The sequence below is a fragment of the Pseudaeromonas sp. HNCC25DJ182 genome (assembly GCF_055413365.1).
Map to the genome: position 1 here is coordinate 1 of NZ_JBVAYG010000011.1, position 25,740 is coordinate 25,740.

The 25,740-nt window shown below is 52.9% G+C and carries 28 protein-coding genes and 1 tRNA gene; 10 read left to right on the forward strand and 19 right to left on the reverse strand.

Annotated elements, in window-relative coordinates; all coding sequences use genetic code 11:
- Positions 1 to 140 precede the first annotated feature (140 nt).
- The gene (locus ACZYUB_RS10150; protein ID WP_463947604.1) at positions 141 to 686 is read left to right on the forward strand and encodes a gamma carbonic anhydrase family protein; all 546 of its coding nucleotides are present in this window, start codon (positions 141 to 143) and stop codon (positions 684 to 686) included.
- A gap of 33 nt (positions 687 to 719) precedes the next feature.
- Here ACZYUB_RS10150 and ACZYUB_RS10155 read toward each other — a convergent pair whose 3' ends face one another.
- The 8 genes from ACZYUB_RS10155 to ACZYUB_RS10190 form a co-directional block, all read right to left on the reverse strand.
- A complete protein-coding gene (locus ACZYUB_RS10155) occupies positions 720 to 983 on the reverse strand; it encodes a DUF1488 family protein (RefSeq protein WP_463947606.1) in 264 nt (87 codons plus the stop codon).
- Positions 980 to 1,801 (reverse strand): shikimate dehydrogenase, encoded by an 822-nt coding sequence (aroE, locus tag ACZYUB_RS10160; RefSeq protein WP_463947608.1) that lies wholly within the window; start codon positions 1,799 to 1,801, stop codon positions 980 to 982. The genes ACZYUB_RS10155 and aroE overlap by 4 nt, the downstream gene beginning before the upstream one ends.
- Before the next feature lie 84 nt (positions 1,802 to 1,885).
- The gene (tsaC, locus tag ACZYUB_RS10165; protein WP_463947778.1) at positions 1,886 to 2,446 is read right to left on the reverse strand and encodes an L-threonylcarbamoyladenylate synthase type 1 TsaC; all 561 of its coding nucleotides are present in this window, start codon (positions 2,444 to 2,446) and stop codon (positions 1,886 to 1,888) included.
- 65 nt (positions 2,447 to 2,511) lie between these two features.
- Positions 2,512 to 3,015 (reverse strand): 5-(carboxyamino)imidazole ribonucleotide mutase, encoded by a 504-nt coding sequence (gene purE / locus ACZYUB_RS10170; RefSeq protein ID WP_463947610.1) that lies wholly within the window; start codon positions 3,013 to 3,015, stop codon positions 2,512 to 2,514.
- A gap of 54 nt (positions 3,016 to 3,069) precedes the next feature.
- Positions 3,070 to 3,630: a DNA topoisomerase family protein gene (locus ACZYUB_RS10175; RefSeq protein ID WP_463947611.1), complete on the reverse strand. Its 561-nt coding sequence runs from the start codon at positions 3,628 to 3,630 to the stop codon at positions 3,070 to 3,072.
- Positions 3,631 to 3,679: 49 nt separating this feature from the next.
- The gene (locus ACZYUB_RS10180; RefSeq protein ID WP_460882261.1) at positions 3,680 to 4,150 is read right to left on the reverse strand and encodes a DUF494 family protein; all 471 of its coding nucleotides are present in this window, start codon (positions 4,148 to 4,150) and stop codon (positions 3,680 to 3,682) included.
- A gap of 2 nt (positions 4,151 to 4,152) precedes the next feature.
- Complete coding sequence (gene dprA / locus ACZYUB_RS10185) at positions 4,153 to 5,256, reverse strand: DNA-processing protein DprA (protein ID WP_463947613.1); 1,104 nt, start codon at positions 5,254 to 5,256, stop codon at positions 4,153 to 4,155.
- Position 5,257: 1 nt separating this feature from the next.
- Positions 5,258 to 6,331, reverse strand: a complete 1,074-nt coding sequence (locus ACZYUB_RS10190; RefSeq protein WP_463947615.1) for a LysM peptidoglycan-binding domain-containing protein — start codon at positions 6,329 to 6,331, stop codon at positions 5,258 to 5,260.
- 100 nt (positions 6,332 to 6,431) lie between these two features.
- Between ACZYUB_RS10190 and def the strand changes: the two genes are divergently transcribed.
- The 5 genes from def to ACZYUB_RS10215 are packed head-to-tail and all read left to right on the forward strand — an operon-like array spanning position 6,432 to position 12,061.
- Entirely contained in the window at positions 6,432 to 6,944 is a 513-nt protein-coding gene (gene def, locus ACZYUB_RS10195) for a peptide deformylase (RefSeq protein WP_463947617.1), read from the forward strand.
- Positions 6,945 to 6,955: 11 nt separating this feature from the next.
- Positions 6,956 to 7,900 carry a methionyl-tRNA formyltransferase gene (gene fmt, locus ACZYUB_RS10200; protein WP_463947619.1) on the forward strand — a complete coding sequence of 315 codons (945 nt, stop codon included), beginning with the start codon at positions 6,956 to 6,958 and terminating at the stop codon, positions 7,898 to 7,900.
- Positions 7,901 to 7,940: 40 nt separating this feature from the next.
- A complete protein-coding gene (gene rsmB / locus ACZYUB_RS10205) occupies positions 7,941 to 9,233 on the forward strand; it encodes a 16S rRNA (cytosine(967)-C(5))-methyltransferase RsmB (RefSeq protein ID WP_463947620.1) in 1,293 nt (430 codons plus the stop codon).
- A 7-nt stretch (positions 9,234 to 9,240) separates the two neighbouring features.
- Complete coding sequence (gene trkA, locus ACZYUB_RS10210) at positions 9,241 to 10,617, forward strand: Trk system potassium transporter TrkA (RefSeq protein ID WP_463947622.1); 1,377 nt, start codon at positions 9,241 to 9,243, stop codon at positions 10,615 to 10,617.
- A 1-nt stretch (position 10,618) separates the two neighbouring features.
- Positions 10,619 to 12,061, forward strand: coding sequence for a TrkH family potassium uptake protein (locus ACZYUB_RS10215; RefSeq protein ID WP_463947624.1), 1,443 nt, complete (start codon positions 10,619 to 10,621; stop codon positions 12,059 to 12,061).
- A gap of 62 nt (positions 12,062 to 12,123) precedes the next feature.
- Here ACZYUB_RS10215 and rmuC read toward each other — a convergent pair whose 3' ends face one another.
- From rmuC to ACZYUB_RS10250, 7 genes are all read right to left on the reverse strand, one after another.
- Complete coding sequence (gene rmuC / locus ACZYUB_RS10220) at positions 12,124 to 13,464, reverse strand: DNA recombination protein RmuC (RefSeq protein WP_463947626.1); 1,341 nt, start codon at positions 13,462 to 13,464, stop codon at positions 12,124 to 12,126.
- 30 nt (positions 13,465 to 13,494) lie between these two features.
- Complete coding sequence (locus ACZYUB_RS10225) at positions 13,495 to 13,941, reverse strand: Rrf2 family transcriptional regulator (protein WP_463947628.1); 447 nt, start codon at positions 13,939 to 13,941, stop codon at positions 13,495 to 13,497.
- 399 nt (positions 13,942 to 14,340) lie between these two features.
- Positions 14,341 to 14,417: transfer RNA gene (locus tag ACZYUB_RS10230), tRNA-Pro, on the reverse strand.
- A gap of 176 nt (positions 14,418 to 14,593) precedes the next feature.
- Positions 14,594 to 15,445, reverse strand: a complete 852-nt coding sequence (locus ACZYUB_RS10235) for an ABC transporter permease subunit (RefSeq protein ID WP_463947629.1) — start codon at positions 15,443 to 15,445, stop codon at positions 14,594 to 14,596.
- Positions 15,442 to 16,353 carry a putrescine ABC transporter permease PotH gene (gene potH / locus ACZYUB_RS10240; protein ID WP_463947631.1) on the reverse strand — a complete coding sequence of 304 codons (912 nt, stop codon included), beginning with the start codon at positions 16,351 to 16,353 and terminating at the stop codon, positions 15,442 to 15,444. The genes ACZYUB_RS10235 and potH overlap by 4 nt, the downstream gene beginning before the upstream one ends.
- A 9-nt stretch (positions 16,354 to 16,362) precedes the next feature.
- Entirely contained in the window at positions 16,363 to 17,493 is a 1,131-nt protein-coding gene (potG, locus tag ACZYUB_RS10245) for a putrescine ABC transporter ATP-binding subunit PotG (RefSeq protein ID WP_463947632.1), read from the reverse strand.
- 57 nt (positions 17,494 to 17,550) lie between these two features.
- The gene (locus ACZYUB_RS10250) at positions 17,551 to 18,648 is read right to left on the reverse strand and encodes an extracellular solute-binding protein (protein ID WP_463947634.1); all 1,098 of its coding nucleotides are present in this window, start codon (positions 18,646 to 18,648) and stop codon (positions 17,551 to 17,553) included.
- Between the two features lie 753 nt (positions 18,649 to 19,401).
- On the opposite strand from ACZYUB_RS10250, the gene ACZYUB_RS10255 reads away from it, so the two are divergent.
- The 3 genes from ACZYUB_RS10255 (at position 19,402) to malZ (ending at position 22,604) form a co-directional block, all read left to right on the forward strand.
- Positions 19,402 to 19,821 (forward strand): META domain-containing protein, encoded by a 420-nt coding sequence (locus ACZYUB_RS10255; RefSeq protein WP_463947636.1) that lies wholly within the window; start codon positions 19,402 to 19,404, stop codon positions 19,819 to 19,821.
- A gap of 111 nt (positions 19,822 to 19,932) precedes the next feature.
- Complete coding sequence (locus tag ACZYUB_RS10260) at positions 19,933 to 20,763, forward strand: HDOD domain-containing protein (RefSeq protein ID WP_463947638.1); 831 nt, start codon at positions 19,933 to 19,935, stop codon at positions 20,761 to 20,763.
- Between the two features lie 17 nt (positions 20,764 to 20,780).
- Positions 20,781 to 22,604, forward strand: a complete 1,824-nt coding sequence (gene malZ / locus ACZYUB_RS10265; protein ID WP_463947640.1) for a maltodextrin glucosidase — start codon at positions 20,781 to 20,783, stop codon at positions 22,602 to 22,604.
- 80 nt (positions 22,605 to 22,684) lie between these two features.
- Here the strand turns inward: malZ and ACZYUB_RS10270 are convergent, their stop codons facing one another.
- Together ACZYUB_RS10270 and ACZYUB_RS10275 are read right to left on the reverse strand one after the other, a co-directional pair.
- Entirely contained in the window at positions 22,685 to 23,269 is a 585-nt protein-coding gene (locus ACZYUB_RS10270) for a YhgN family NAAT transporter (protein ID WP_463947642.1), read from the reverse strand.
- Between the two features lie 97 nt (positions 23,270 to 23,366).
- The gene (locus ACZYUB_RS10275) at positions 23,367 to 23,609 is read right to left on the reverse strand and encodes a YecH family metal-binding protein (protein WP_463947643.1); all 243 of its coding nucleotides are present in this window, start codon (positions 23,607 to 23,609) and stop codon (positions 23,367 to 23,369) included.
- A gap of 216 nt (positions 23,610 to 23,825) precedes the next feature.
- Between ACZYUB_RS10275 and ACZYUB_RS10280 the strand changes: the two genes are divergently transcribed.
- Positions 23,826 to 23,981 (forward strand): hypothetical protein, encoded by a 156-nt coding sequence (locus ACZYUB_RS10280; RefSeq protein WP_463947645.1) that lies wholly within the window; start codon positions 23,826 to 23,828, stop codon positions 23,979 to 23,981.
- Positions 23,982 to 24,162: 181 nt separating this feature from the next.
- Here ACZYUB_RS10280 and ACZYUB_RS10285 read toward each other — a convergent pair whose 3' ends face one another.
- Both ACZYUB_RS10285 and fabR read right to left on the reverse strand, forming a co-directional pair.
- A complete protein-coding gene (locus tag ACZYUB_RS10285) occupies positions 24,163 to 24,291 on the reverse strand; it encodes a hypothetical protein (protein WP_463947647.1) in 129 nt (42 codons plus the stop codon).
- An 814-nt stretch (positions 24,292 to 25,105) separates the two neighbouring features.
- Positions 25,106 to 25,717, reverse strand: coding sequence for an HTH-type transcriptional repressor FabR (fabR, locus tag ACZYUB_RS10290; RefSeq protein ID WP_463947648.1), 612 nt, complete (start codon positions 25,715 to 25,717; stop codon positions 25,106 to 25,108).
- Positions 25,718 to 25,740: the final 23 nt, after the last annotated feature.

The following is a 25,740-nucleotide window of genomic DNA, read 5'->3' on the forward strand; positions in this document are numbered from 1 at the left end:
GTTTTTACAAAAAAACGCATTTAATCGCGGTCACCGTTGTTATTCATTCCTAGTTAACAGCTTACCCACAACTTATTGCTACTCGAGGCTTTCACGAGCCCATCTCTGGGGTAAAATCTGTGAAAACGCCGGAGGTCAGCATGTTGTCATTACGTATGTATCAAGGGATTGTCCCATCATTAGCCGCAGGTGTTTACATAGACCCTCATGCCTGCGTGATCGGCAATGTCACATTGGGCTGCGATGTGGGAATTTGGCCTATGGTAGTTATCCGTGGTGATGTAAATCGAATCGTGATTGGTGCTCGCAGCAATGTGCAAGATGGATCCGTGCTTCATGTCAGCCGAAAATCGGTGGCAAATCCGGACGGTTACCCTTTGTTGATTGGTGATGAGGTCACTATTGGCCATAAGGCTATGCTACATGGCTGCAAGATCGGAGATCGAGTCTTGGTCGGAATGGGCGCCATCATTCTTGACGGCGCCTCGGTTGACAGTGATGTCATGATTGGAGCAGGAAGTCTAGTCTCCCCTGGCAAACATCTGGAACAAGGCTACCTATATATAGGCAATCCTGCTCGTAAAGTTCGACCGCTTCGCGCCGAAGAGCTAGCTTTCCTATCACAGTCGGCAGACAACTATGTGCGCCTGAAGAACGAATACCTTGCCGAGAGCGGTCAAGGATGATTGGTTTACTCATCTGGTCGCACAGCAACAGCATCAATACAAATATATAGAGCCATCTTCAGCAAACTCTTGCTCTTCTATCTTCTGTTCAGCCAACTCTTCAATATCAAAGCGCAGCGCTTCAAACGTTTGCAGCAAATCAGCCGGGCGCAGTAAAGGGCGGGCCGCCAATTGCTCCAGGTAATGGCGGCTGATGTAGCACGGTACAGTAGCTCCCATCATCTGGGCAGAAAACATCAAACGCTGCTGAGTTTCTTGCCACACCACCCCATCATTAAACAGAATTGATTGGTTCATCGCATCCCCAGACTTCGTCTCAACTCCGAGATCACCTGCTTGGTTCCTGGGCGTATGCCACGCCAAATCGCGAAGCTTTCGGCGGCTTGCGCCACTAACATCCCCAATCCATCCATGATTTTTTGAGCACCAAGCTTTCGAGCCCACTCATTAAACGGCGTATCGCCTTGGCCATACATCATGTCGTAAACCGCAATATGTGGATGAATAAGATCCGCAGATATCGTTGGAATAGCTCCAGATAGGCTGGCGGACGTTGAATTAATGATGAGATCAAATGGCCCCTGTAACTCACCGAATGCCATCGCACGAATGGGCCCTGCAGAGGCAAAGATGCCCGCAAGAAGTTCCGCTTTTTCTACCGTCCTATTGGCGATCGTCAGCTCAAGTGGATGTTCATCGAGAAGAGGCCCAATGGCACCGCGCGCGGCGCCACCAGCGCCTAGCAGCAGGATCCGCCGTTCTCGTAGCTGCATGCCATGAAACTTTAAGTCCTGAACCAGACCGGCACCATCCGTATTGTCCCCCAGCAATACCCCATCATCAGTCATTTTGAGTGTATTGACTGCACCGGCAATTTTTGCCCGAGGGGATAATTGCTGCGCCAGTTGGAATGCCTCTTCTTTGAACGGCACTGTTACATTGCAACCCTTACCCTGATTAGCAAAGAAATCAGCAATTGCAGCGGCGAACCCATCCAGTGGCGCTTCAATACGCTCGTAGGTTAGCGGTTGCTGTGTCTGTCGAGCAAACAGCGTATGAATAAAAGGGGATTTACTGTGTGCAACCGGGTTCCCGAAAACGGCATAACGATCCATGTTTAATCCTGCAGACTCGCCCAACTGAGATTGATTTAACGCCTTTTAGCGGGTGACGACAAGTTTAACAACCAAGCCGTGCGCTCAGCCTGGTCTTAGGGTGTTACCCGTGATGACATCTCGAATTTGTGAAGGATTGGTAGCGCCACTGACTGTTCCAGCCAAAATAAACGGGACCAGATCCTTCAACTGCTGCTCGACCTCATGGGCGTTACGACACGGCGGCGCTCCTGTCAGGTTCGCACTAGTCGAAACAATTGGCTTATCGAATGCCTGACATAAAGCCTGAACTTGTGGATGTGCCGAAACGCGAACCGCTAACGAATCAAACTGTCCCGTCAGCCAGTGTGGAGTATGCCGTGCCGCTGGCATCACCCAGGTGAAAGGACCCGGCCAAGACGCCAAAGCAATTGCCATATTGGCCGCAGGCACCTGCGTTGTATCAAGATATGGCTGTAACTGCTGCCAATTGGCTGCCACCAGAATCAGTCCCTTGGCCATAGGACGCTGTTTAATATCCAGCAGTCGCATCACGGCTTGTTCATTATCAGGGTCACAACCTAATCCAAACACCGCCTCGGTGGCATAGGCAATGACCTGTCCAGTGCGCAGCTGCTGAACAGCATCAGGAAGGGAAGATAAAATCATCTGGTTAACCGACTGTATTAAATATAGAGATGAAGGCGGATCCCAAAATCCGCCTAAAGTGATTACTTGAGTTGGGCCTGCAATGCCGCGTCTTTTGCCATAACCTCTTCAGCGTTTTTTTGACGCTCACTCAGCACCTTCGCGGCAAGTTCGTCATCGGCAACCGCCAACATTTGCGCTGCCAGGTAGCCGGCATTTTTAGCACCCGCTTTACCGATTGCCACCGTCGCCACGGGAACACCACCCGGCATCTGCACGGTTGAAAGCAAGGCGTCCATCCCCTTAAGCGGGCCGCCATCGATCGGCACGCCGATGACCGGGCGAGTCGTGATGCCAGCGACCGCACCGGCCAGGTGAGCAGCCAAACCTGCAGCACAGATGAAGACCTTGCAACCACGGGATTCGGCATCCTTCACATAGGCATGAGTTGCCGCAGGCGTCCGATGAGCGGATGTCACTTTTACTTCGGCAGTGATTCCGAATGTTTTGAGAACTTCCAGAGTCGACTGCATGACTGGAAAATCAGAATCTGAGCCCATCAAAATGGCAACAAATGGTTTTGACATGGTAAGGCATCCTTCTCTTTACTTGATTTAAGTCAAAGCCCTGAGGCACCGGCATTATAAGTCAGTTTGATAATCACACAACTTTTGCGGACAGCAGAGCTTATGGCCCTGCCGAGTTTGTCGCTCGATCAATAGGGGCCAGCCACATTGTGGACAGGATTTCGCCACCGGCTTATCGTTGACCACATACTTACAGTGCGGGAAGCCGTCACAGGCGTAGAAGGTCTTGCCGTAACGGGAAGTTCGACTTACCAGATGCCCACGGCCACATGCAGGACAAAGGACATCACTCGGACCTTGCTCATCCTGCGATTCAACATGCAAACACTGCGGATATTGGGTACAACCAATGAACAGCCCATAACGCCCTTTCTTGATAGCCAAGAGTTGCCCACAAGCCGGACAGGCCGAGCCCTCGAGCACTTTTTGCAACTCAACACTGTGTGATGTTAGCGGACGAATATAGTCACATGCGGGATAGGCTGAACAACCAAGAAAAGGACCATGTTTTCCATAGCGAACACTCAGGCTGCCGCCACAAAGAGGGCACAAATGATGTTCTCGTTCGAGTGCGTGTTCATGGGCCGAAAAAAGCGTTGGATCAATTTTGGACATGCTCGCCTCCAATCAACAACGTTGAGTGTAACAGCGAGCCAGTCCCCTGTCAGTGGATGAGCCCTTCGGGCTCGTCGTAGAGTAACTCTTCCATTTGATGACACGCATTTTCGCTGCCGGGCACATTGAACAGAACCATCAGGACCACCCATTTCAGATCATCAAGCTCAATTTCTGGAGTATCCAGCTCCATCAGGCGCTCAATGACTATCTCTCGGGTATCACAATTCAAGACACTGATTTGTTCGAGAAACAGTAGAAAGCCTCGACACTCGGAGCTCAGCTTCTCCATCTCTTGAGGTGCGTAGATACGAAACGAATCAGAAGCGCAGACTGGACGGGCAGCACGTTCATCATCATGCAATACCGCTAATTGCTCGAGCCAATCCAGCGCCTTGTAGATTTCATCCTGATGAAATCCGGCACGGCTTAACTCTTCAGCGAGTTCGTCCTGATCAACCATAAGATCAGCATCACTTTGGACATAGGTTTCGAACAGGTACATCAGTACATCAAACATCGTCAGTCCCTCCTCGTCCTCACGTAGCCGCCGGGAACAGATGTAATCCACCCCGCCAACTCAAGCTCCAGCAACTCTGCCATTACCTTGGCAACCGGTTGACCACTTTGCTGGATTACAACATCTATTGCTGTGGTTTCGTCACCTACGTTATCCAACAATGATGAACTTGGCAAACCCGCATCGAGAGATAACGTTTCTTGTGACACCGATCTGGGATTAGCAAAATGCACATCTATCTCTTCCAGTATATCGGCCGCATTGCAAACAAGTTTTGCCCCTTGCTGAATTAAATGCAGACATCCAGTCGCAGTTGGATTTTGTACGGCGCCAGGAACGGCGAACACCTCCCGTCCCTGCTCCAGTGCATAGCGCGCCGTAATCAGGGAACCACTCTTTGCCGCCGCTTCCACAACTACAGTTCCGAGCGACAGCCCACTGATGATCCGGTTGCGGCGCGGAAAGTTTTCGGCTCGAGGTGGAACATCAGGCCACAGTTCGGACAGCAGAACCCCTCCCTGCGCAACAATTGCAGCCGCCAGAGAGCTATGCCGTTGCGGATAATAGTGGTCAAGGCCTGAGCCCAGGACCGCGACGGTTTGTCCTTGGCACTGCAATGCCGTCTGGTGACAGACACCATCGATCCCCAGTGCTAGACCCGATGTGATCGTCAGCCCCGATGACACCAAATCCTTCGTCAACACAGTGGCCATGCTTCTGCCAGAGGAGGTTGGATTACGTGTGCCAACCATCGCAATTTGCGCGGAAGCCAGCAGATCCAGATTCCCTTCGACGAACAGTAAGGTCGGGGCTGCGCTAATCTCGCGTAACCAGAGAGGGTAGAACTCACTTAGCCGAGAGATAATGTGCCGTCCCGGCTGATCTGCCCAAGTTAAAGCATGCTCAATCCGGTGCTGATCAGGTTTTTTCAACGCCTCAGCCTGGGCAAGAGATAAGCCCAACATCTGCAACGATGGCAAGTCCAGTTGAGAAAGCTGAAGAGGGGAAACGCGGGAGAGAATTCGCTGTGCCCGGACTGGGCCAATACCGGGAACCCCATCCAAACACAACCATGCGGTCAGTTCAGCCAGGGTTCCCGTTAACATGTTAGGGGTTGCCAACCAAGAAACCAACCCGCACCGTATCGCTGGCTTTCAGAATCAACAGCAGCGAGATTCGTTCGTACACCTTAAACGCCATAGCTTGCCCCACTTGCTCTTCGGGTAACCGCTGGGCATTACTATCCATCAATTTCTGGCCTTCCGTACTGATTAACTTATAAGCCAACTTTTCTGCGCTCTTTCCTGTCACCTCCACCCCAGGACGTAAAATAGCCAGAACATCGCCAGCATGAACCCCGTCTTTTGCTCCCTTGTTCACCATGACCACTTCATATTTACCGGCAACTGACGCATTGCTATCGGTATCAATGATGGCTCCCGAAGCCGTCAATTGGGCGGGTTGCAAAGAAAAATAGGCATCCAGTTGTTCCTGGTCCGGAAGTGGCAAGACACGATCACCTTGTAACACCTCCCGCACGTTCTTGGATAACAGGACCTCTACGACATCATCTGGGTGACGAATACCCGCCGTGACGATGCCTGCCAAGATAGCGCGTTGCCCCAATACCTCACCAGTCTGCGGATCTTTATAGATCGCACCTGGTCGGTACACGCCATACTGCCGCCCTTCAACGAGTTGACCTTTGACAAACAAGCGCTGCTTTTCCAGCAGTGCTTTATCGTTGAGATTATTACCGAGGACATACGGCATGTCGTCGAGCTGGCTACCCGCAGGGAAGATGTGGTCGCTACGTAAAAAAGCTGAAATGGCTGAAAGTTTGATAGTCGGCACTGGCTCCAGTTTCGGCTCAATGCGCACCGCAGGTGACAACTTGATGGTATGTTTCTGTGTCAAGCGGGGCTCACCATTGACCCATGTCAAACTTAAAACGTCACCAGGATAAATCCAGTGTGGATTCTTAACTTGCGGATTGACCTGCCACAAGCGGGGCCATAGCCACGGGCTCTTGAGAAAATGCCCCGAGATGTCCCACAGCGTATCGCCTTTTTGAACCACGTAACTCTCGGGATGGCCCTCTTTGAGCTGCAATACATCCGCCATAGCAGCTGAAATCAGCAACCAACTGGCGAAGAAAAAACCAATCTGACGATATCTCATAGCTGTCCCTGCACGCGCCACCTATCAAACTATTAATTGCCGACGCAAATGATTAGAATTGCGTCAGTACCCTGTCTAACTGTATCAAGTAAAGCGAATTATGGCGGTTTTAGAAGTATTACGTTTCCCCGACGAACGCCTGCGAACAGTTGCTCGCAGCGTAGTGTCGTTTGATTCCACGATCCACCAAATTATTGATGATATGTTTGAAACCATGTACGCAGAAGAGGGGATTGGCCTGGCTGCGACACAAGTCAACATTCACCGGCAAATTATAGTCATTGATACCTCGGAAGATCGTACTGAACGTCTGGTATTAATCAACCCAGAGATTCTCGAACAGAGAGGTTCAACAGGTATCGAGGAGGGTTGTTTATCCGTTCCCGAGTGTCGGGCGCTGGTTCCTCGCGCTGAATGGGTCAAAATTCGCGCCTGCAATCAGGACGGTGAATCCTTCGAGCTGGAAACTGATGGCCTGTTGGCTATTTGTATTCAGCATGAGATGGATCATCTGATTGGAAAGCTGTTCGTCGATTATTTGTCACCCCTCAAGCGGCAGCGTATTCGTCAGAAGATGCTGAAAATGGACAAAATTGAACGCCATCCACTGTAAGAGGCCGTCGCTTGCATAACCTGAAGATTATCTTTGCTGGCACACCCGATTTTGCAGCCCAACATCTGCAAGCTTTAATCGATGCTGGGTTGAATATTGTTGCCGTTTATACCCAGCCCGATCGTCCGGCTGGTCGCGGCAATAAGCTGACCGCCAGCCCGGTGAAGGTATTGGCTGAACAATACCAATTGCCTGTCATCCAACCAGTCAGTTTGCGCCACGCAGATGCGCAAGCACAACTTCAGGCCCTGCAAGCCGATCTGATGATCGTCGTGGCCTATGGACTGTTGTTACCCAAAGTAGTTCTGGATGCTCCGCGGCTGGGCTGTATCAATGTGCATGGCTCCCTGTTGCCCCGCTGGCGCGGTGCAGCTCCGATCCAACGCGCCATCTGGGCCGGGGATGCCGAGACCGGAGTCACCATCATGCAGATGGATGAAGGGCTGGATACCGGTCCTATGCTGCTCAAGGTCTCCTGTCCCATCACGCCTGACGATACCTCGGCCAGCATGTACGGCAAACTGGCGACCCTTGGCCCACAAGCGCTCCTGCAGGCCTTGGAGCAATTAGCCGCCGGGACCTTGCCCAGCCAGCACCAAGACGATAGCCAGGCCAATTACGCCCAGAAATTGAGCAAAGAAGAGGCTCGTCTCGACTGGACGCAGCCCGCCGCTCAGCTGGCACGTTCGGTGCGCGCTTTTAATCCTTGGCCTGTCAGTTACTTGGTGGTTGCCGAGCAAAGTATCAAGGTATGGGCGGCGATGGCATTAGCAGAACAACACCCTGTCGCCCCAGGGACTCTACTGCGGGCGGACAAAGAGGGGATCGACGTTGCGACGGCTGATGGCACCTTGCGCTTATTGACCCTGCAACCGCCCGGTAAAAAGCCAATGCAGGCCCACGAACTGCTAAACTCTCGTCGGGAATGGTTCCATATCGGCTCTCAACTCTCATGAATCAACCGGGCTTAGGCCCGGTTTTGTCAGGAAATATCCAATGAAAACTCGAGCCAATGCCGCACAGGTTTTGTTCCTGGTTGTGGATCAGGGGCAATCGCTCTCCACCGTATTACCTACTGCCCAACAACAAGTGGCAGTGCGGGATCGAGCCCTGCTTCAGGAATTGTGTTTTGGCACCTTACGCTGGTTGTCTCGTCTTGAGGCCATCGCCGGTCAGTTAATGAGCCGCCCCCTGAAGGGCAAACAGCGTCCTCTGCACTTCTTGTTACTGGTCGGTTTGTACCAGTTGCTCTATACCCGAGTTCCCGCTCATGCCGCACTCTCGGAAACTGTCAACGCCTGCCGCCTGTTGAAAGGCGAGAGCTTTCGCGGCCTGCTCAATGGGGTACTGCGTAATGTACAACGTAGCCAGGAGGAACTCCTGTCGAAAGTCGACCAGCAGGATCCCAGTCGTTATGCCCATCCGGCATGGTTGATCAAGAAATTACAGGCTGCCTACCCGCGCCACTATCAACAGATCCTCGAGCAAAATAACCAGCGTCCCCCCATGTGGCTGCGCGTGAATGTCCGTCACCAGGATCGTCAACACTATCTGCAACGCCTGGAGGCAGCGCAAATTGCCGTGGCGCAGGTCGATGAGGCAGGGTCCGGTATCTGCTTGCTTCAGGCCTGTGATGTCGAGCAGCTTCCTGGCTTTGTTGATGGCGATTGTTCGGTACAAGATGCGGCAGCTCAACGCGCCGCCTGGTTACTGAACCCACAGCCCGGCGATCTCATTCTCGACGCCTGCGCCGCACCGGGGGGGAAAACGGCCCATTTGCTGGAGCAAGAACCGCAGCTCGCCGGAGTCATCGCCGTCGATGCCGATGCCCAGCGCCTGCACCGGGTCAGCGAAAACCTGCAACGGTTGAAACTACAGGCCCAGGTACTCCATGGCGATGCCTCTCAGCCAGATACCTGGTGGTCAGGTCCTGAGTTTGATCGCATTCTGCTGGATGCCCCCTGCTCGGCAACCGGCGTGATCCGCCGTCATCCCGATATCAAGTGGCTGCGGCGCCCAGCAGACATTGCCGAGCTGGTGGCACTACAAGCCAAAATCCTGTCGGCCCTCTGGTGCAAATTGAAACGGGGCGGTACCCTGCTGTACGCAACTTGTTCTGTCTTACCCGAAGAGAATTGCGAACAGATCCGGGCGTTCCTGTGCAGTCACCCCGACGCACGACTGGTACCTCTGCATGCTGGCGATACTGAGCAAACACCGGGACAACAACTGTTTCCGGGCGATGGCAACATGGATGGTTTCTATTACGCCAAACTAACCAAGCAGTGAGTGGACAATGAAGATCATTATTCTTGGTGCCGGGCAAGTCGGTGGCACGCTGGCCGAAAATCTGGTCGGCGAAAATAACGAAATCACGCTGATTGATACCAATGTCGAGCGGTTGCGTGAGCTGCAAGATAAATATGATTTACGGGTGATTACCGGTCCTGGCTCGCATCCGCGCATTCTACGCGAAGCCGGAGCCGACGATGCCGATATGCTGGTCGCCGTCACCAACAGTGATGAAACTAATATGATTGCCTGCCAGGTTGCCGCGGCCTTGTTCAATATCCCCAACAAGGTGGCCCGGATCCGGGCGCAAGCCTACCTCTCGGAGCGAGAAAATCTATTCGGCGACGAAGGTTTACAAGTTGACCATATTATTTCTCCGGAGCAGTTGGTCACGGATTACATCCGCCGGTTGATTGAATATCCTGGTGCACTACAAGTAGTTGATTTTGCTGGCGGACGAGTTGGTCTGGTCGCCGTTAAAGCCTACTATGGTGGCCCACTGGTCGGGAATGCTCTGGCAACCCTCAAAGAGCACATGCCCAATGTCGAAACCCGGGTTGCCGCCATCTTCCGTCAGGGAAAAGCCATCCGGCCACAGGGCACGACGATTATCGAAGCCGATGATGAAATATTTTTCGTCGCCGCCGCCGGCCATATTCGTGCCGTCATGTCCGAGCTACAACGCCTGGAAAACCCCTATCGACGCATCATGATCGTCGGCGGCGGTAATGTCGGTGCCGGCCTGGCACGTCAGCTGGAAAAGCGCTATAGCGTCAAACTCATCGAGCGGAATCCAGATCGAGCCGAACAACTTTCCGAATTTCTGGAAGAGACCATCGTCTTCTGCGGCGACTCGGCCAACCAGGAGTTGTTACTGGAAGAGCATATCGATCAGATTGATGTCTTCATCGCCGTCACCAACGACGATGAAGCCAACATCATGTCCGCCATGCTGGCGAAGAAGCTGGGCGCCCGTAAGGCCATCGTCCTGATCCAGCGCGCCGCCTACGTCGATCTGGTACAAGGTGGCACCATTGATATTGCGATCTCGCCGCAGCAGGCGACCATTTCCGCCCTGTTGACCCACGTGCGTCGCGCCGATATAGCCAATGTCTACTCCTTGCGACGCGGTGCAGCCGAAGCCATCGAAGCCATTGCCCACGGCGACGAAAGCACCTCCAAGGTGGTCGGTCGTGCGATTGGCGATCTGAAGCTGCCGCCTGGCACAACCATAGGTGCCGTGGTTCGTGGCGACGATGTGCTGATCGCGCACGATACAACCATCATCCAGCAGGATGATCATGTGGTGATGTTCCTGGTGGATAAGAAGCACATCCAGGAAGTCGAGCGTCTCTTCCAACCCAGCCCGTTCTTCTTATGACATGATTAACTTCAAACCGATCCTCTTCACCCTCGGGCTGACGTTGTCCAAACTAGCCCTCTTCATGTGGATGCCAACCTTGTTGGCATTCTTCACCGGGACGCCGGGGCTGGCCGAGTTTCTGGCGGCGGTGATCCTGACTCACATTGCGGCTTTTTTCTGTCTGCACATTGGTCATAAGGCCCAATTCCGGCTCGGGGTCCGCGATATGTTCATCCTGACCAGTTCGGTCTGGATCGTCGCCTGTATCTTCGGCGCCCTGCCTTTTGTCTTTATCAACCAGATCAGCTTCACCGATGCCTATTTCGAAACCATGTCCGGGGTGACCACCACAGGTTCAACCGTGTTGTCCGGATTGGATACCATGGCGCCGAGTATCCTGCTGTGGCGCTCCTTGCTGCAGTGGCTGGGTGGCGTCGGCTTCATCGTGCTGGCCGTTGCGGTACTACCCGCACTCAACGTCGGCGGGATGAAGCTGTTCCAGACCGAATCCTCGGATAAGTCAGAAAAAGATACCCCACGCGCCGCGACCGTCGCCAAGAATATCGTCATCGTCTATCTAGTCTTGAGCCTGCTCTGCGGTCTTGCCTACTGGTTGTCCGGCATGACGATCTTCGAAGCGATCAACCATGCCATGACCACTCTGAGTACCGGCGGCTTCTCTACCTCGGATGCCTCCATGTCGCACTTTTCCAATTCTGCGCAATGGATAGCAACAGCATTCATGTTTCTGGGTGGCCTGCCTTTCCTACTCTATGTGCAAACTCTGCGGCGGCGGCAACTGGTGTTGTTCCGTGATGCCCAGGTTCGTGGTTTTTTCTGGTTGGTTCTGGTGGTGACCACCCTGATGAGCCTTTGGATCTGGCATCAGGGAGTGTTCCCGCTGCAGGATGCCATCCGCATCAGTATGTTCAATATCGTGTCAGTGCTGACGACGACCGGATATGGCCTCACCGACTTTGGCGTCTGGAGTCACTTCACGACCGTGTTGTTTATCTTCCTGATGATGTTTGGCGCTTGTTCGGGTTCAACTTCGGGCGGGATCAAGCTATTCCGGATCCAGGTTGCGACTGCGCTGTTCCAAAAGCAGGCTCGCCAACTGATGCATCCTTCGGGGGTGTTCCCGCAGAAATACAACGGCCGTCCGGTCAGCGATCATATCGTCCGCTCGATTGTGGCCTTCGTGTTGAGCTATATCGCCGTGATCATCGTCAGTTCCGCTCTATTGGGATTGTTAGGACTGTCACCTCTGGTGGCGATCAGCGGTAGCATCACCGCCATCAGCAATGTCGGCCCAGGATTAGGCCCGCTGATAGGACCGCTTGGCAACTTCTCGACCTTACCGGATGCGGCGAAGTGGATCCTGTCATTCGATATGATGTTGGGGCGTCTGGAGATCCTGACGGTAGCCGTCTTATTCTTCCCCTCGTTCTGGAAAAACTAACGTGCCATGCGTAACGCAAAACGGCTGCCCAGGGCAGCCGTTTTGTTATGTCGATATCTTAATTAAGAATCGGCGCTCTCATCGCCCAATGTGGCTCGCGCCAAAATAGCATCAGGTAGCGGTTTATTGACTTCAACGCCCAGCTCGCGCAGTTGTTCGGCCTGTGCAATGAGATTTCCACGGCCACTGCATAAACGCCCCATCGCTCGTTCATAGCTTTCATGGGTTTTACCCAGTGTCTGACCAATGGCCTGCATCTCCTCGACGAATAGCCGGAGCTTCTCATACAGACGTCCGGCTCGCTCGGCAATCAGACGAGCATTCTGCTGCTGACGCTCCTGCCGCCATAAATTATCGATGGTCCGCAACGCCACCAGCAAATTGGTCGGACTTACCAGCAGAATATTATGGTCTAGTGCATATTTGGTCAGGCCTGGATCGGCCTCCATCGCCAGCAGATACGCCGGCTCGACAGCGACAAACATCAGCACGTAATCCAGGGTCTTGATGGCAGGGAGGTGCTGATAGCCCTTACGTCCCAGCTCGCGGATATGATTGCGCAGCGATGCCACATGCTCTTTGAGGGCTATATCGCGGGCCAACCCATCCTCGGCATTAAAGTAGCGCTCATACGCCGTCAATGACACCTTGGCATCGATGATGATCTCTTTGTCACCCGGAAGATGCACCAACACATCAGGCTGATAGCGGCGACCATCCTCGGCATTCAGCGGGATCTGGGTTTCATATTCGTGCCCTTCGCGCAATCCGGATTCACTCAGAATGCGGGAGAGAACAATTTCTCCCCAATTGCCTTGCTGCTTGCTATCGCCTTTTAGCGCCTTGGTCAGTGCCGCCGCTTCAGCGGTGATTTGTTGGTTCAGAGTAGCCAGCCGTTGTAATTCAAACTGCAGACTATGTCGTTGCTTGCTTTCTTCAGCATGAGTTTCGCCGATCTGCTGACGGAAGCTTTCCAGTTGGGAGCGCAATGGGGACAAGAGTACATCCAGATGCTGCTGGTTGAGATCGCGGAAACTGAGCGAGGTTTGTTCCAGGAGCCGGTGAGCTAAATTTTCAAATTGTTGACCCAGACGAGATTCAGCTTCTTGCTGTTGCCTGGATTTATCCGCCGAGGCGGCTCGTTCAGCATGGAGCAAGGTTTCGTACTCTTTAAGACGGCCATTGAGCTTGACCATCAGCAACTGCTGTTGTTCCTGTTTTTCTTGCTGTTGTTGACGTTCCGTCATCAGCATCGTCAGCTGCGACTCCAGATCCGCCTGCCGAGCCTGGGCGATCCGCGCCAGTAACTCCCATTGCCGCCAGCGAGTAAAAAACAGTATCAGCGGGATACATACACAGACAAACAACAGCACCAGCTGCCACGGAACCAGGGTGAGCTGCATGGTGAACTCCACTCAACGAAACATTTGGGGCTAGAGCGTTTGGGTCGGAATACCGAGTCCGAGCAGGCCACACATCCGATCCCGATCCTTGACCAAATCGGCCAGGGTAAACTCGCCAAGCACATCCAGAAAGGCACGCATCGCTTTACGCAATATGCCCTGAAAGCGACAGCCCGAGCTTAACAGACAACCTTCCCGCTGGCAGTCCAGCAGACAGCTGACATTCTCCATATCCGAGACCACATCGCGCAGGTTGATCTCCTCACTGTTCCGAGCCAAACGGATGCCGCCGTGTTTGCCCCGTACTGTTTCGATATACCCTCGGACCCCCAACTGATGCACGATCTTGACCACATGATTTCTAGAGATATCAAACTTCGCGGCCACCTCAGTAATGGTCGATAAACGCCGATCCGGCTGCAGAGCCAGGTAAGTCAAGGTACGAAGGGCATAATCAGTAAACAGAGTTAGCTGCATGGCGTGTATAATCTCATCGATGCGTAAACAGGTGCCGTATAAGAATATTCTTATTAACGGCTGGCCACAGTGCTCGGAGTGGTTTTATATCACAAAGTTTATTTTTATAATCATCCCAGCGACATATTCCTTAACCATTCTGCTTTCATCATGTTGTTTTTATTGACCAGTGTTTTATTGCTTGTCATCGGGTTACCGCTTGCACTGTTTGCCGCAGGATACGGGCAAGCCTACCTCGATTACGGCCCGGCCATTTCCGGGGTCTTGCTATTGTTATTGCTGATGCTGGATTTTCTTAAACTCCGCAGACGCCGCTAGCGGCGTCTCGTTTTTTATTTCAACGACTGTTTGTTCGCCAAAAAGCAAAAGGCCACTCATTGGAGTGGCCTTTTTAGAATCTGGTCGGCGTGAGAGGATTCGAACCTCCGACCCCTTCGTCCCGAACGAAGTGCGCTACCAAGCTGCGCTACACGCCGATGTCTGCGGGGCGAGAATCTACCGAAATGCCCTTGTCAATGCAAGTGTTTTTTCCCTTATAGCAGTACTGCAACGACCAGATGCTGAAATTCCAATCAACTCGCTAACTAATTGGCTCCAGAAAGAAAAAAGAGCGCCGCAGCGCTCTTTTTAGCAGGATATTCCTGACGCAGCCTCAGGTCGTTCGCGCCGCCATAGCCATCTCTTGACGCCGACGACGCTCAGCCTTCGCCATCATCCACCAAGCAACAAAGGTTGCAACCGAGACCACCAGAATAATCAGGGTCGCCAAGGCGTTGATCTTGGGACTAACCCCCAGACGAACGCTGGAAAACACCACCATCGGCAGGGTAGTCGCATTCGGACCAGAGACGAAACTGGTAATAACCAAATCATCCACCGACAAGGTAAAGCCCAGTAGCCAGCCCGCAGCAATAGCCGGAGCAATCGACGGCAGAGTAATCAGGAAGAAAACTTTGAACGGAGTCGCTCCCAGATCCTGAGCCGCTTCTTCCACCGATTGATCCAGCTCCTGCAAGCGGGAACGGATAATGACGGTGACATAGGCCGCGGTAAAGGTGACATGAGCAATCCAGATGGTCATAGCTCCCCGCTGTGCTGGCCAGCCGAACACGTTCGACAGCGAGACAAACAGCAGCAGTAATGCCAGACCGGTGATCACTTCCGGCATCACCATGGGAGCCGTGATCAGGAAAGCAAAGCCGGTTTCGCCGCGGAATTTACCCACCCGGGTCAACACGAAGGCCGCCAGAGTGCCGACCACGACGGACATACTGGCGGACATAAAGGCGATGGTCAGTGACAGCACGACACCGTCCATCATCTGCTTGTCCTGAAACAGCTCGTAATACCATTTGATCGAGAACTGGGACCAGACCGTCACCAGACGCGACTCGTTGAAGGAGTAAATAATCAGGATCAGGATCGGCGCATAGAGGAAACCAAAGCCCAGCAACAGGCTCAGGGTGCGCCAAGGTGATTTGATCTGCGGAATCGGCGTACTCATGCTCTCCCCTCCTCCATTTCACGGCGTTGATAGCGGTAGAACCAGATGATGGGAATCATCAACAAGGTCAACATCACCACCGCCACAGCCGAAGCCACGGGCCAGTCGCGGTTGTTGAAGAATTCCTGCCACAACACCCGACCAATCAGCAGCGAATCCGGACCACCCAGCAATTCCGGGATCACGAACTCGCCCACCGCAGGAATAAACACCAACATGGAGCCCGCGACGATACCGCTCTTGGTCAGTGGCAACAGCACCGTCAGGAAGGTCTTCCAGGGTTTGGCCCCCAGATCGGAAGCGGCCTCGATCAAGGAGTAATCCATCCGCATCAAGGCGGTATACAGTGGCAAAATCATAAACGGCAGATAGGCATAGACGATACCGATATACACAGCAAAGTCGGTATGCAACATCTGCAGGGGCTCATCAATAACACCGAGATAAATAAGGAAGTTATTGAGTAACCCATTGTTTTTGAGGATACCAATCCACGCATAGACCCGGATCAGGAAGGATGTCCAGCTGGGCAAGACCACCAGCATCAGCAGCACATTACGCATTGAGGGGCTGGAGTGGACAATCGACCAGGCAATCGGATAGCCAATCAGCAGACACAACAGGGTCGATATGGTCGCCACCTGCAACGATTGCAGATAGGAGTCAAAGTACATCTCATCCTGCAGCAGATAGAGATAATTACCCAAGTTCAGGACGAAGGTCAGCTTCTCTTCTGCATACTCCACCAACGAGGTGTACGGCGGGATTGCGACCTGTGTCTCTGCCAGGCTGATTTTCAGGATAATGGCAAACGGGATCAGGAAAAACAGCACCATCCAGGCATACGGAAAGGCAATTACCAGATGCCGACCGCGGGGGAGCCAGTGTCTCAGGGCAGAACGTTTCATCTTAACCCCTTAGATAGTCAACACGACGCAAGAATCGGGTTCCCAGTGCAGGATGACCTCATCGTCCCAGGTGGGTTGTCCCTTCCGGAACCGATCCACATTGGGCAGAGTGGCTATCACCTTTTGACCACTAGGCAAACGGACATGGTAAATCGAGATATCGCCCATATAGGCAATGTTCTCGACCACACCCACATCGTAGTTAAAGTGGTCGCTGGGGATCTCGTTGCTGAAGTAGATCTTCTCAGGTCGCAGCGCAACAGTCAGATGCACGCCATCCGCGACCGAGGCACCATGGTTGACATGGATGGGATGGGTCAATGAATCGGAACGGATCACCATATAATCCGGCCCACCCTCGGCTAATACGCCTTCGAAGATGTTCACCGAGCCGATAAACTCGGCGCTCAGACGGCAGTTGGGATGTTCATAGATCTCTTCCGGCCCACCAATCTGCACGAACTCGCCCCGGTCCATGATGGCAATGCGTCCGGCCATGGTCATGGCTTCTTCCTGATCATGGGTTACCATCACGCAGGTTACGCCGACGCGCTCGATGATATCGACCACTTCCAACTGCATCTTTTCCCGCAGTTTCTTGTCGAGGGCCCCCATGGGCTCATCCAGCAGCAATAACTTCGGACGCTTGGCCAAGGAGCGAGCCAAAGCCACCCGTTGACGCTGACCACCGGAGAGTTGATGAGGCTTACGGCGCGCAAAGGACTCCATGTGCACCAGACTCAGCATCTCATGCACCCGCGCCTCGATCTCCGCCTTCGGCAGACCATCCTGTTTGAGTCCAAATGCTATGTTTTGTTCCACCGTCATATGGGGGAACAAGGCATAGGACTGGAACATCATGTTGATGGGACGCTTGTAGGGCGGAATGTCTGCCAGATCCTGACCATCCAGAATAATACTGCCCTTGGTGGGGCGTTCAAACCCGGCAAGCATACGCAGCAAGGTCGATTTGCCACAGCCTGAGGCACCCAACAGCGCAAATATTTCGCCCTTGTTGATGGTCAGACTGACGTCATCAACGGCAATGGCACCATCAAAGCTCTTGGTGACGTTGCGAATTTCCAGCAGCGGTTGCTGCTCTTTGGTAACACTGGAAGGCTTGTCGAATTTATCTACCACGGCCGTCTTTCTCCCTGAACAATCAGGGGGCGCCTGTGCGCCCCCATTAGAGTGACATTACTTACCGGTTTTAACCTTGGTCCAGACTCGAGTCAGTTCACGGTTGACCTTTTGCGGCAGCACCTTGAGGGTGAACATCTTCGGCTTCATCTCATCCGTCGGATAAATATTCGGGTTGTTGCGGATCGCGGCGTCAACCAGTGGCAAGGAGGCCTTGTTACCGCTGGCATAGGAAACATAATTCGACACCTTGGCGATGACCTCAGGCTTCATCAGGTAATTGATGAACGCATGGGCATTTTCCACATGCTTGGCATCCGCAGGAATGGCCAGCATGTCATAGAAAATCAGCGCACCTTCCTTCGGAATCACGTAATCCACAGTGACACCGTTATTGGCCTCTTGGGCACGGGCAGCAGCCTGCATCACATCACCGGACCAGCCAATAGCGACACAGATATCACCGTTAGCCAGATCGTTGATGTATTGGGATGAATGGAAGTAGGTAATATACGGACGCAAGGTGGTCAGCAATTTTCCGGCTTCTTTGTAATCCGCCACATTGGTGGAGTTGGAGTCCTTGCCGGTGTAATGCAGAACCGTCGCGAAGATTTCGGTCGGTGCATTCAGGAACGAAACCCCACACTTGCTCAGCTTGGAGAGATTTTCCGGCTTCAGCACGGCGTCCCAGCTGTCCATTTTGAAATCCGGCCCCATGACCTCGGCCACTTTTTTCGGATTGAAGCCAATCCCGGTGGTACCACCCAGATAAGGAATAGAGTGCGCGTTGTCAGGATCCTTGTCCTGCAACAGCTTCATGACTTCACTGTCCATGTTGGTCAGATTGGGGAGCTTGCTCTTGTCGAGTGTCATGAAGACGCCCGCCTGGATTTGGCGCGCGAGAAAGTCGGAACTTGGCACGACCACATCAAAACCTGTGTTGCCGGCAAGCAGTTTGGCCTCCAGGACTTCGTTGCTATCAAAGACGTCATAGACAACCTTGATGCCTGTTTCTTTTTCAAAACTGGCGACCGTATCTTCAGCGATATAGTCACTCCAGTTGTAGACGTGCAGTACTTTCTCTTCCTGAGCCACCGCACTTCCGGCTGCCAACGCGGCCATCAGAGAGAGGGTGACGATTCCTTTTTTCAACATAGAGCGTCTCCTTACCAAGTACCGGGATCCCAATCAGCGGCAGTCAACTGCGCCAATTGATTCATCTGAAGTCGGCTTTCGGCCCACGCAGGCGACAGACTCATCACCTCGCGCCAACAACCTGACCAAAATTATGACTTACCGGCGCAGTATATTCCGAAAAAATGAAAATGTATGCATGAAATCTGCTGTATAGCCGGAGGAGTTTTCGTCTGGCAATCCCTTGTCTGTCATAGGATTACCCTGAAATACACCCCTTGGTTGGCTACTGCATGTAAATCCAGTTTCGAAAGGGATTTCAGCGTCATCTTTGCCAGCATTTCGCTCGGAAAACTCATGCCAAACCCATCGCATGAAGACCCAAGATTGCGATCCAGCAGCCAATCAGCTCAACCACATCTGGATAACCCTAGCATGACGATCTTCATCGGAGATTAAAGTGATCCTATTCTGCACTCAACAGACCTGTTCAACGCCTACGGATCGTTGCGCACCATCATGGGGCAACACCTCTGCGCCGAATTAGTTTCAAGCAATTTGTGTACCAATAGTATGTATGGCGTGTTCCAGCCGCCAAGTGGCCTCTACACCGTCATCACTCCCCGACTGGCAATGCGCAGAGAGAAAAGAACTGCTTGAAAGCCTTCACATTTCATTAAGCCATGTCGCATTCCCGGTGTAATAAACATGTTAGGCTCGCCCACAACTGATCCGTTACTATCCTCGAGCCAGGAACTCTGATTGGGAGCCCATATGGCCTTGCGTTATCCACTTGCGTTCTGCTGCGCCTTGCTGTGTGCCTGTCAGGGTGCATCGGACATCACAGCAGAACATCTGATGCACCATCACTGGCGGCTGGAGTCTATCGATCAGCAACACATTGTGCAGAACAAACGTCAGCCGGTTGATTTCGAGATCGGTGAACGTCTGATGGTGAACGGGCATACCGGTTGCAACCAGTTTTTCGGTCAGGGCGTGTTACGACAGCAACAGCTGCAGATCAATGGCCTCGGCACCACCAAGCAAGCCTGTCCCGCAGATCGGCGCTGGATCGAAAATGCCATCCTGAGCACCTTACGCGAAGGTAGCGAGCTACAATTGACCCAACAGCAGCTGACACTGAAAGGCTCACGTCATACCCTTGTCTATCAACTTGCCGACTGGATTAACTGATCGTCGGCAACGCAAGCAGGGGACATTATCCAGTCGATGTCGTGATTATCAGATCCGGCTCGTTTATGGCAAAATAACTCATACCCAGATAGTCGGGAGACCGCATCTACCATGTCAATGGATCTGATTTTCAGCAAGATTAAGCAATTACCCGTCATCCCCAAGCTATTGCATGAATTGATGCAAAACTTTTCCGATGACAATTCGCGAATTGAAGATATTGCCAAGAAAATCGCGATGGATCAGGTTATCAGTGCCAAAGTGCTGAAAATGGCCAACTCTGCAGCCTATCGGCGCGGGGCCGAAATTACATCCATCGAGCAGGCCGTGATCCGCCTGGGTTTCAACGCCTTGCGCTCTCTAGTCGTCGCTTCAGGCTTGATGACCAGCTTTCGGACCCCGGCCAATTTTGACAAAAATAAATTCTGGGTCGACAACTTCCAGGTCGCCACCATCGCCAAGGCTCTAGCTGGCGATTGCCGAAATATCGAACCGGAAACGGCCTTTACCTGCGCCCTGTTACACAACATCGGCGAGTTGCTGATCCAGTCGGCGTTGCCCGAAGAGGCGAGTCTGATCAATATGTCGATCAGCCGAGGCAGCAGTCGAATCGATGCTCAACGCGAGATGCTGGGGTATGATTACAGTCAGGTCGGTGCTGAACTGGCGCGACGTTGGAGTCTATCGGATACCTTTGTTCGCGCAATCGCCCAGCAACTGGATCCCCTGAACTTTGAGCCCATCAGCCAAGAGGCCGTGCTCATCCGTTTGGCCATGTTTGTCTCTTTCGCCTGGAATGCGGGTGTACCGCCCCAAGTGATAGTGGCACGCTTCCCGACGCCTCTGGCCCAGCATCTCGGTATTGATGCCGCTTGTCTGGCCAATCGGCTGGAAGAGCTGCATCAGCACGGTAATGAACTTGCCGCCATGCTGACTAACTGAGAGTACGAGTAGTCCTGATGCCACACCCGTTTTTCTGCCACTCCCAAGTGACGCCCTGGCTCAAAGCCAGTAATACCCAACTGCAACTGACCCTGTTTGTGCACAAAGAGCTGGAATTGAGCCAGCTCTTCATTCGTCATGAGCCGGATAACGAAGAGCAATTGATCCCGATGAAGCCCTGTGGTCAACAGGGTGAGCTGCTGATCTGGCGTGGCGAATTGCCACTCCACCCTGATTCGGAAACCATCCTCTATACCTTCAAGGCGATCGGGCAACAGGAACAATGGTGGGTTCATGCCGCGGGGGTCGCTTCCGCCATGCCACCCAGACAATCCCATTTCCATTTCAATCCACAACAGAAACCGCCGGTTTGGGTCCAGGATCAGGTGTTCTATCAGATTTTCCCCGACCGATTTTGCAATGGCGATCCCAGCATCAGCGTGCAGAGTGGCGAGTATCAATATGGTGATACCACACATCCTGTGATTGCCAAGCAATGGGGTGAGCCGGTTGCTACCAGCCATAACACCACGGGGGCATCCGAGTTTTATGGCGGCGATCTAGCCGGGATCCAGAGCAAATTACATTATCTACAATCGCTGGGGATCTCGGCCCTGTATCTGAATCCCATCTTTGCCTCCCCCAGCAACCACAAGTACGACACCATCGACTTCTACCAGGTTGACCCCCATCTGGGGAGTAATCAGCAGCTCGCGGAGTTGACCAATAACTTGCACCAGCGCGGTATGCGCATCGTGCTGGATGCGGTCGTGGATCATACTTCGGATCAACACCCCTGGTTTGCCGCTGCCAGTCAGGCCCATGCCAGTGCCCGCCGTTTCTATACCTTCGACGAGACCGGAAACTATGTCGGCTGGAAGGGGATGTCTCATCTGCCGAAGCTGGATTTCTCCTGCCAGGAAGTACAGGAAGTTGTATATCGCGGTGAAGATGCCATTCTGCGGCACTGGTTGCGAGCACCCTATGCTATCGATGGTTGGCGTTTCGATGTCATCCATATGTTGGGGGAGCATGGTTCCGCAGCTGGCAATGCCTATCACGTTCGCCAGATGCGGCAATGCATGAAGCAAGAAAATCCGGATGCTTACGTGCTGGGCGAGCATTTCTTTGAAGCCAGCCAGTGGCTACAAGGCGATCAGGAAGATGGCGCCATGAACTACTACGGGTTTGCCCACCCGGTTCGCGCCTTCCTGGCAGGCAAGGATATAGCCTACCACCCGGTCAAGATCACCGCCGAAGAGTTTGATCAGTGGCTAAAACAGGCCCGCTGCAGCATTCCCTTTGCCAATCAACTGGCCCAGTTCAACCTGCTGGACAGTCATGATACCGCCCGCTTTTTGTCGATCCTCGAAGGCGATGAAGCGCTGATGCGCGCCGCCGTGACCCTACTGTTTACCTATATCGGCACTCCCTGTATCTATTACGGCGACGAGGTCGGGATGGAAGGTGGCCAGGACCCGGATTGCCGCCGCTGCTTCCCGTGGGATAGCACCGAATGGAATCACATGCTGCACGACCACTATCGTCGCATGATCCGTTTACGAAAGACCCACCCGGCACTGAGACGTGGCGATATTCATACCCTGTATGCGGGCGAACACAGTTTTGTCTTTGCCCGGACTCTGGAGAGTGATGTGGTGATTACTGCGTTGAATCGTCATCCGACCAAGGCACGAACAATCACCCTGCCCATCTGGCAAACAGCCTCACTGGCCAACCGTTTCACCGACCCGGAAACCCGGGAAAAGTTCGAAGTGGTCAAAGGGGAAATTCGACTGACCATTCCGGCCAAGACGGCACGGGTTCTACTGGCGACCTAGACAACGGATGTGAGTCGCCACTGAAACACAACAGGCCGGTCTAAGACCGGCCTGTTGTGTTTCATCACCAAGGCAGTAGCTCAGGAAAGGTACTTCAAGGCACCATCCAGCAGCATTTGTACCGAAATCATGACGAGTAGCATACCCATCAGGCGTTCCAGCGCCTGCAATACCCGATCACCGAGTATGCGATTAATCTGCTCGTAAAACATCAGAATGATAGAGCTGGCGCTCCAGGCCAACAACAGAGCCAGAGTCCAGTCAGTCATCTGATGGGGATATTGATGGGCTAACAAGAGCAATGCCGCCAGGATAGAAGGGCCAGCAATCATCGGGATCGCCATGGGTACAATCAGCGGCTCCTCTCCTTCCGGTAAGCCGGTTACCCCACCTTCGCCGGGGAAAATCATCCGTATAGCGATCAGGAACAGCACGATACCACCGGAGATACTCACCGCCTCTTGCTTGAGATTCAATAGATTGAGAATTTCCTGGCCGGCAAATAGGAACAACAACAGCACGACCAGCGAAATCAGTAACTCCCGGATCATGACTTTGCGACGACGCTCGGCGGGTAAATGACGCAAGATCGACAGAAACACAGGAAGGTTGCCGACCGGGTCCATAATTAGAAACAACATGACGGCAGCGGTAATAATATCCATAGCGGAGCATCCGGTTAATTACAGAACAAAATTCTGGCCGGAATATAGCAGAGCAGAGGTTAGATTGCGACAGAGCGGGCTATCGCAATCATTATGCCTAGTGATTACAAATACGTTCGGCTTCGGTATTGAAGCCACTCTCCTGCTCGACGAACTTGCCACGTTCGCGTAAGAATTCAATCAAGGTCTCGGCGTCCATATCGCTGGCACTGCAGGTGTGAAAACGCGCCGTGGAACCAAACCGTTCATGGATCGCCAGCTTCAGGCTCTCGCGAGTGAAGGTACCGCCCAGCTCTAACATCAAATGCATCACTTCGTGACCGTGAATGGATTCCGCCATTACTTATCTCCAGAAAGTTATAACATGCCAGAGTAAAGCATCTTATAAGCTAATAGATCCTGTTTATGATCAAGAAGAAGCGGATTTTTTGCACAACCAAGAAAGTGCAGCCTGGATCACATTCGCTCCAGAGCCGGGAGAGAATGGCTTGCCATCGACCACGCCTTAATAATAAATTAAAAAATCAGCATAAATAATCAACAATGGGATATTGCGATGGATAGCGGATTGAGTAGTTACCTACCAGCCATCGAGCTGATCATGTGTCATTTAGGCAAGAGTTTTGATGAAGCCTGCGATGAATTGGGGCTGAGTACCCAGGAGCGTCGCCGTCTGGCCGCACTGCAGGAAAAAGTACGAACCCCGGAATAGTTCATCCGGATCGGGCGTCAGATTGCCTCCAGCCGTGTGGCGGCCACAAAGAAAAGGGGGCGACTTTCGTCGCCCCCATTAGGTCTTAGCTGTCCGAATCCTTGAACAGTATTGCTCCCTGCAATCCCTGACTAAGCTCGTCCTTTAGGCTTTCCACTTCCCAAATCCTTTGGGGTGTCCTTTAGCCATCCTGGCATAACGAGTCATCCGTACTCGCTGTGCTATCTCCCTCCTGGGAGGTGTCCTTGCCCACATCCTGTGGGGATTCCTGCGCCTTACCTTGGCAGCCAACCTTCTTGGTCAACTTCATTGCGTCCTGCACTGTTAATACTAAGGATCCTGGCTGGATCAGCAATGCCATTGATTAAATCTTTTCTCACTCCCCGCATGAGACTGAATAATTATTTGTTTATTATCAAATAGTTAAATAGAGACAACACATCTGACGCACGAAAGAAAAACGTTTTCCCTTACGCAGGGTATGGCAAATATCTCACACGATGAGTAGTCATTCTGGAAGCGGAATGGGTGAGCCTCCCGTCGCTGGTCGTCATCATGTGGCAGCGCATATTAGCTGAAAACCCTTTCACTCAAAATGAATAGCTGATCATAGAAAATGAAAAAAAATGCAATGAACGCAAAAAAGAAAAAGGGCGACTAGCGTCGCCCCTCAAAGGTCTGTTCGGTCTACTGCGCACTTCCCTGAGCCAGTCTTGCTCCCTGCCACTCCCTGACCCTGGTCACTCCGGACCCGTCCCTATGACATCCTGTCGGCGAGCTCATCCTCGAGCCTGCTCATGATTCCTGAATCCATTATCCATGCGTCACTCCTGTGACTACCCCTGCCAGGGTCCTGCATCATCCATCCTGGATTGATGTGGCAGCGGTATAGATACATAGTAATGGAGCAGCAGTTACGAACAAGTAGACACCAACGCACAACCTAGGAACTCCGTCACAGCTCCTCAGGCTAAAAAAAATTAACCACTTGAATTAAAATGATAATTTCAAAGTTGCCCGTCAGATTCCGGCAGTTTTCAGCCTTACCCACCTACAGAGGATAGAGCAAATATCTCACACCCAGCCCAGCCAGATTCCGAAAGAGGAACAGTACCGGAAACAGCTCAACTCCTGGGTTTATGATAAAAATCCGCCCCCCGTGCAATCATCCGCAGCTGATAGATAATCCGCTCAGCCAATTCGGTTCTCTGTGCCGGATCCAGATCCAGAGCATCCGCCCCGGAATGAAACACTATGGTCACCATCGCCTCGGCCTGCACATTGGCATCATAGGGGGTATAGCCGGATTTCTTTTGCAGGTCATCGGCCAATTCGGCGATGAAATGCTGGATCTCCCGTTGGACGGCCTGGCGAAAAGCAGCCGAAGTACCGGAACGCTCACGCAGCAACAGACGGAAGACGTTGGGGTTATTCTCGATGAACTCCATGAAGGTCAGCACCGAGGTGCGAATCACGCTACCGCCGGTACTGGCAATCCGCAGCCGGGCCTGGCGCATCAGTTGACGCAACGTCAACCCGCCTTCGTCCACCATCGTCAAACCTAACTCGTCCATATCGCGAAAATGCCGATAGAACGAAGTCGGTGCAATACCGGCTTCCCGTGCCACTTCACGCAGACTGAGGCTGGAAAAACTACGTTCGGCATTCAATTGGCTGAACGCGGCGTCGATCACCGAACGACGGGTCTTCTCTTTTTGCTGTGCACGGATCCCCACAATCGCTCCCGGATAAACCAAAG

Bases quoted from the DNA above. Each gene is read 5' to 3' on its own strand.
- ACZYUB_RS10180 (WP_460882261.1), bottom strand. From the start codon at position 4,150: ATGTTTGATGTACTGATGTACCTGTTCGAAACCTATGTCCAAAGTGAT.
- ACZYUB_RS10175 (WP_463947611.1), bottom strand. From the start codon at position 3,630: ATGTCCAAAATTGATCCAACGCTTTTTTCGGCCCATGAACACGCACTC.
- aroE (WP_463947608.1), bottom strand. From the start codon at position 1,801: ATGGATCGTTATGCCGTTTTCGGGAACCCGGTTGCACACAGTAAATCC.
- def (WP_463947617.1), top strand. From the start codon at position 6,432: ATGGCGGTTTTAGAAGTATTACGTTTCCCCGACGAACGCCTGCGAACA.
- ACZYUB_RS10285 (WP_463947647.1), bottom strand. From the start codon at position 24,291: ATGAAGTTGACCAAGAAGGTTGGCTGCCAAGGTAAGGCGCAGGAATCC.
- ACZYUB_RS10155 (WP_463947606.1), bottom strand. From the start codon at position 983: ATGAACCAATCAATTCTGTTTAATGATGGGGTGGTGTGGCAAGAAACT.
- ACZYUB_RS10250 (WP_463947634.1), bottom strand. From the start codon at position 18,648: ATGTTGAAAAAAGGAATCGTCACCCTCTCTCTGATGGCCGCGTTGGCA.
- ACZYUB_RS10225 (WP_463947628.1), bottom strand. From the start codon at position 13,941: ATGCAGCTAACTCTGTTTACTGATTATGCCCTTCGTACCTTGACTTAC.
- trkA (WP_463947622.1), top strand. From the start codon at position 9,241: ATGAAGATCATTATTCTTGGTGCCGGGCAAGTCGGTGGCACGCTGGCC.
- potH (WP_463947631.1), bottom strand. From the start codon at position 16,353: ATGAAACGTTCTGCCCTGAGACACTGGCTCCCCCGCGGTCGGCATCTG.
- dprA (WP_463947613.1), bottom strand. From the start codon at position 5,256: ATGTTAACGGGAACCCTGGCTGAACTGACCGCATGGTTGTGTTTGGAT.
- ACZYUB_RS10215 (WP_463947624.1), top strand. From the start codon at position 10,619: ATGATTAACTTCAAACCGATCCTCTTCACCCTCGGGCTGACGTTGTCC.
- ACZYUB_RS10190 (WP_463947615.1), bottom strand. From the start codon at position 6,331: ATGAGATATCGTCAGATTGGTTTTTTCTTCGCCAGTTGGTTGCTGATT.
- rmuC (WP_463947626.1), bottom strand. From the start codon at position 13,464: ATGCAGCTCACCCTGGTTCCGTGGCAGCTGGTGCTGTTGTTTGTCTGT.
- ACZYUB_RS10235 (WP_463947629.1), bottom strand. From the start codon at position 15,445: ATGAGTACGCCGATTCCGCAGATCAAATCACCTTGGCGCACCCTGAGC.
- ACZYUB_RS10270 (WP_463947642.1), bottom strand. From the start codon at position 23,269: ATGGATATTATTACCGCTGCCGTCATGTTGTTTCTAATTATGGACCCG.
- ACZYUB_RS10260 (WP_463947638.1), top strand. From the start codon at position 19,933: ATGTCAATGGATCTGATTTTCAGCAAGATTAAGCAATTACCCGTCATC.
- ACZYUB_RS10255 (WP_463947636.1), top strand. From the start codon at position 19,402: ATGGCCTTGCGTTATCCACTTGCGTTCTGCTGCGCCTTGCTGTGTGCC.
- ACZYUB_RS10280 (WP_463947645.1), top strand. From the start codon at position 23,826: ATGGATAGCGGATTGAGTAGTTACCTACCAGCCATCGAGCTGATCATG.
- malZ (WP_463947640.1), top strand. From the start codon at position 20,781: ATGCCACACCCGTTTTTCTGCCACTCCCAAGTGACGCCCTGGCTCAAA.
- ACZYUB_RS10275 (WP_463947643.1), bottom strand. From the start codon at position 23,609: ATGGCGGAATCCATTCACGGTCACGAAGTGATGCATTTGATGTTAGAG.
- rsmB (WP_463947620.1), top strand. From the start codon at position 7,941: ATGAAAACTCGAGCCAATGCCGCACAGGTTTTGTTCCTGGTTGTGGAT.
- ACZYUB_RS10150 (WP_463947604.1), top strand. From the start codon at position 141: ATGTTGTCATTACGTATGTATCAAGGGATTGTCCCATCATTAGCCGCA.
- purE (WP_463947610.1), bottom strand. From the start codon at position 3,015: ATGTCAAAACCATTTGTTGCCATTTTGATGGGCTCAGATTCTGATTTT.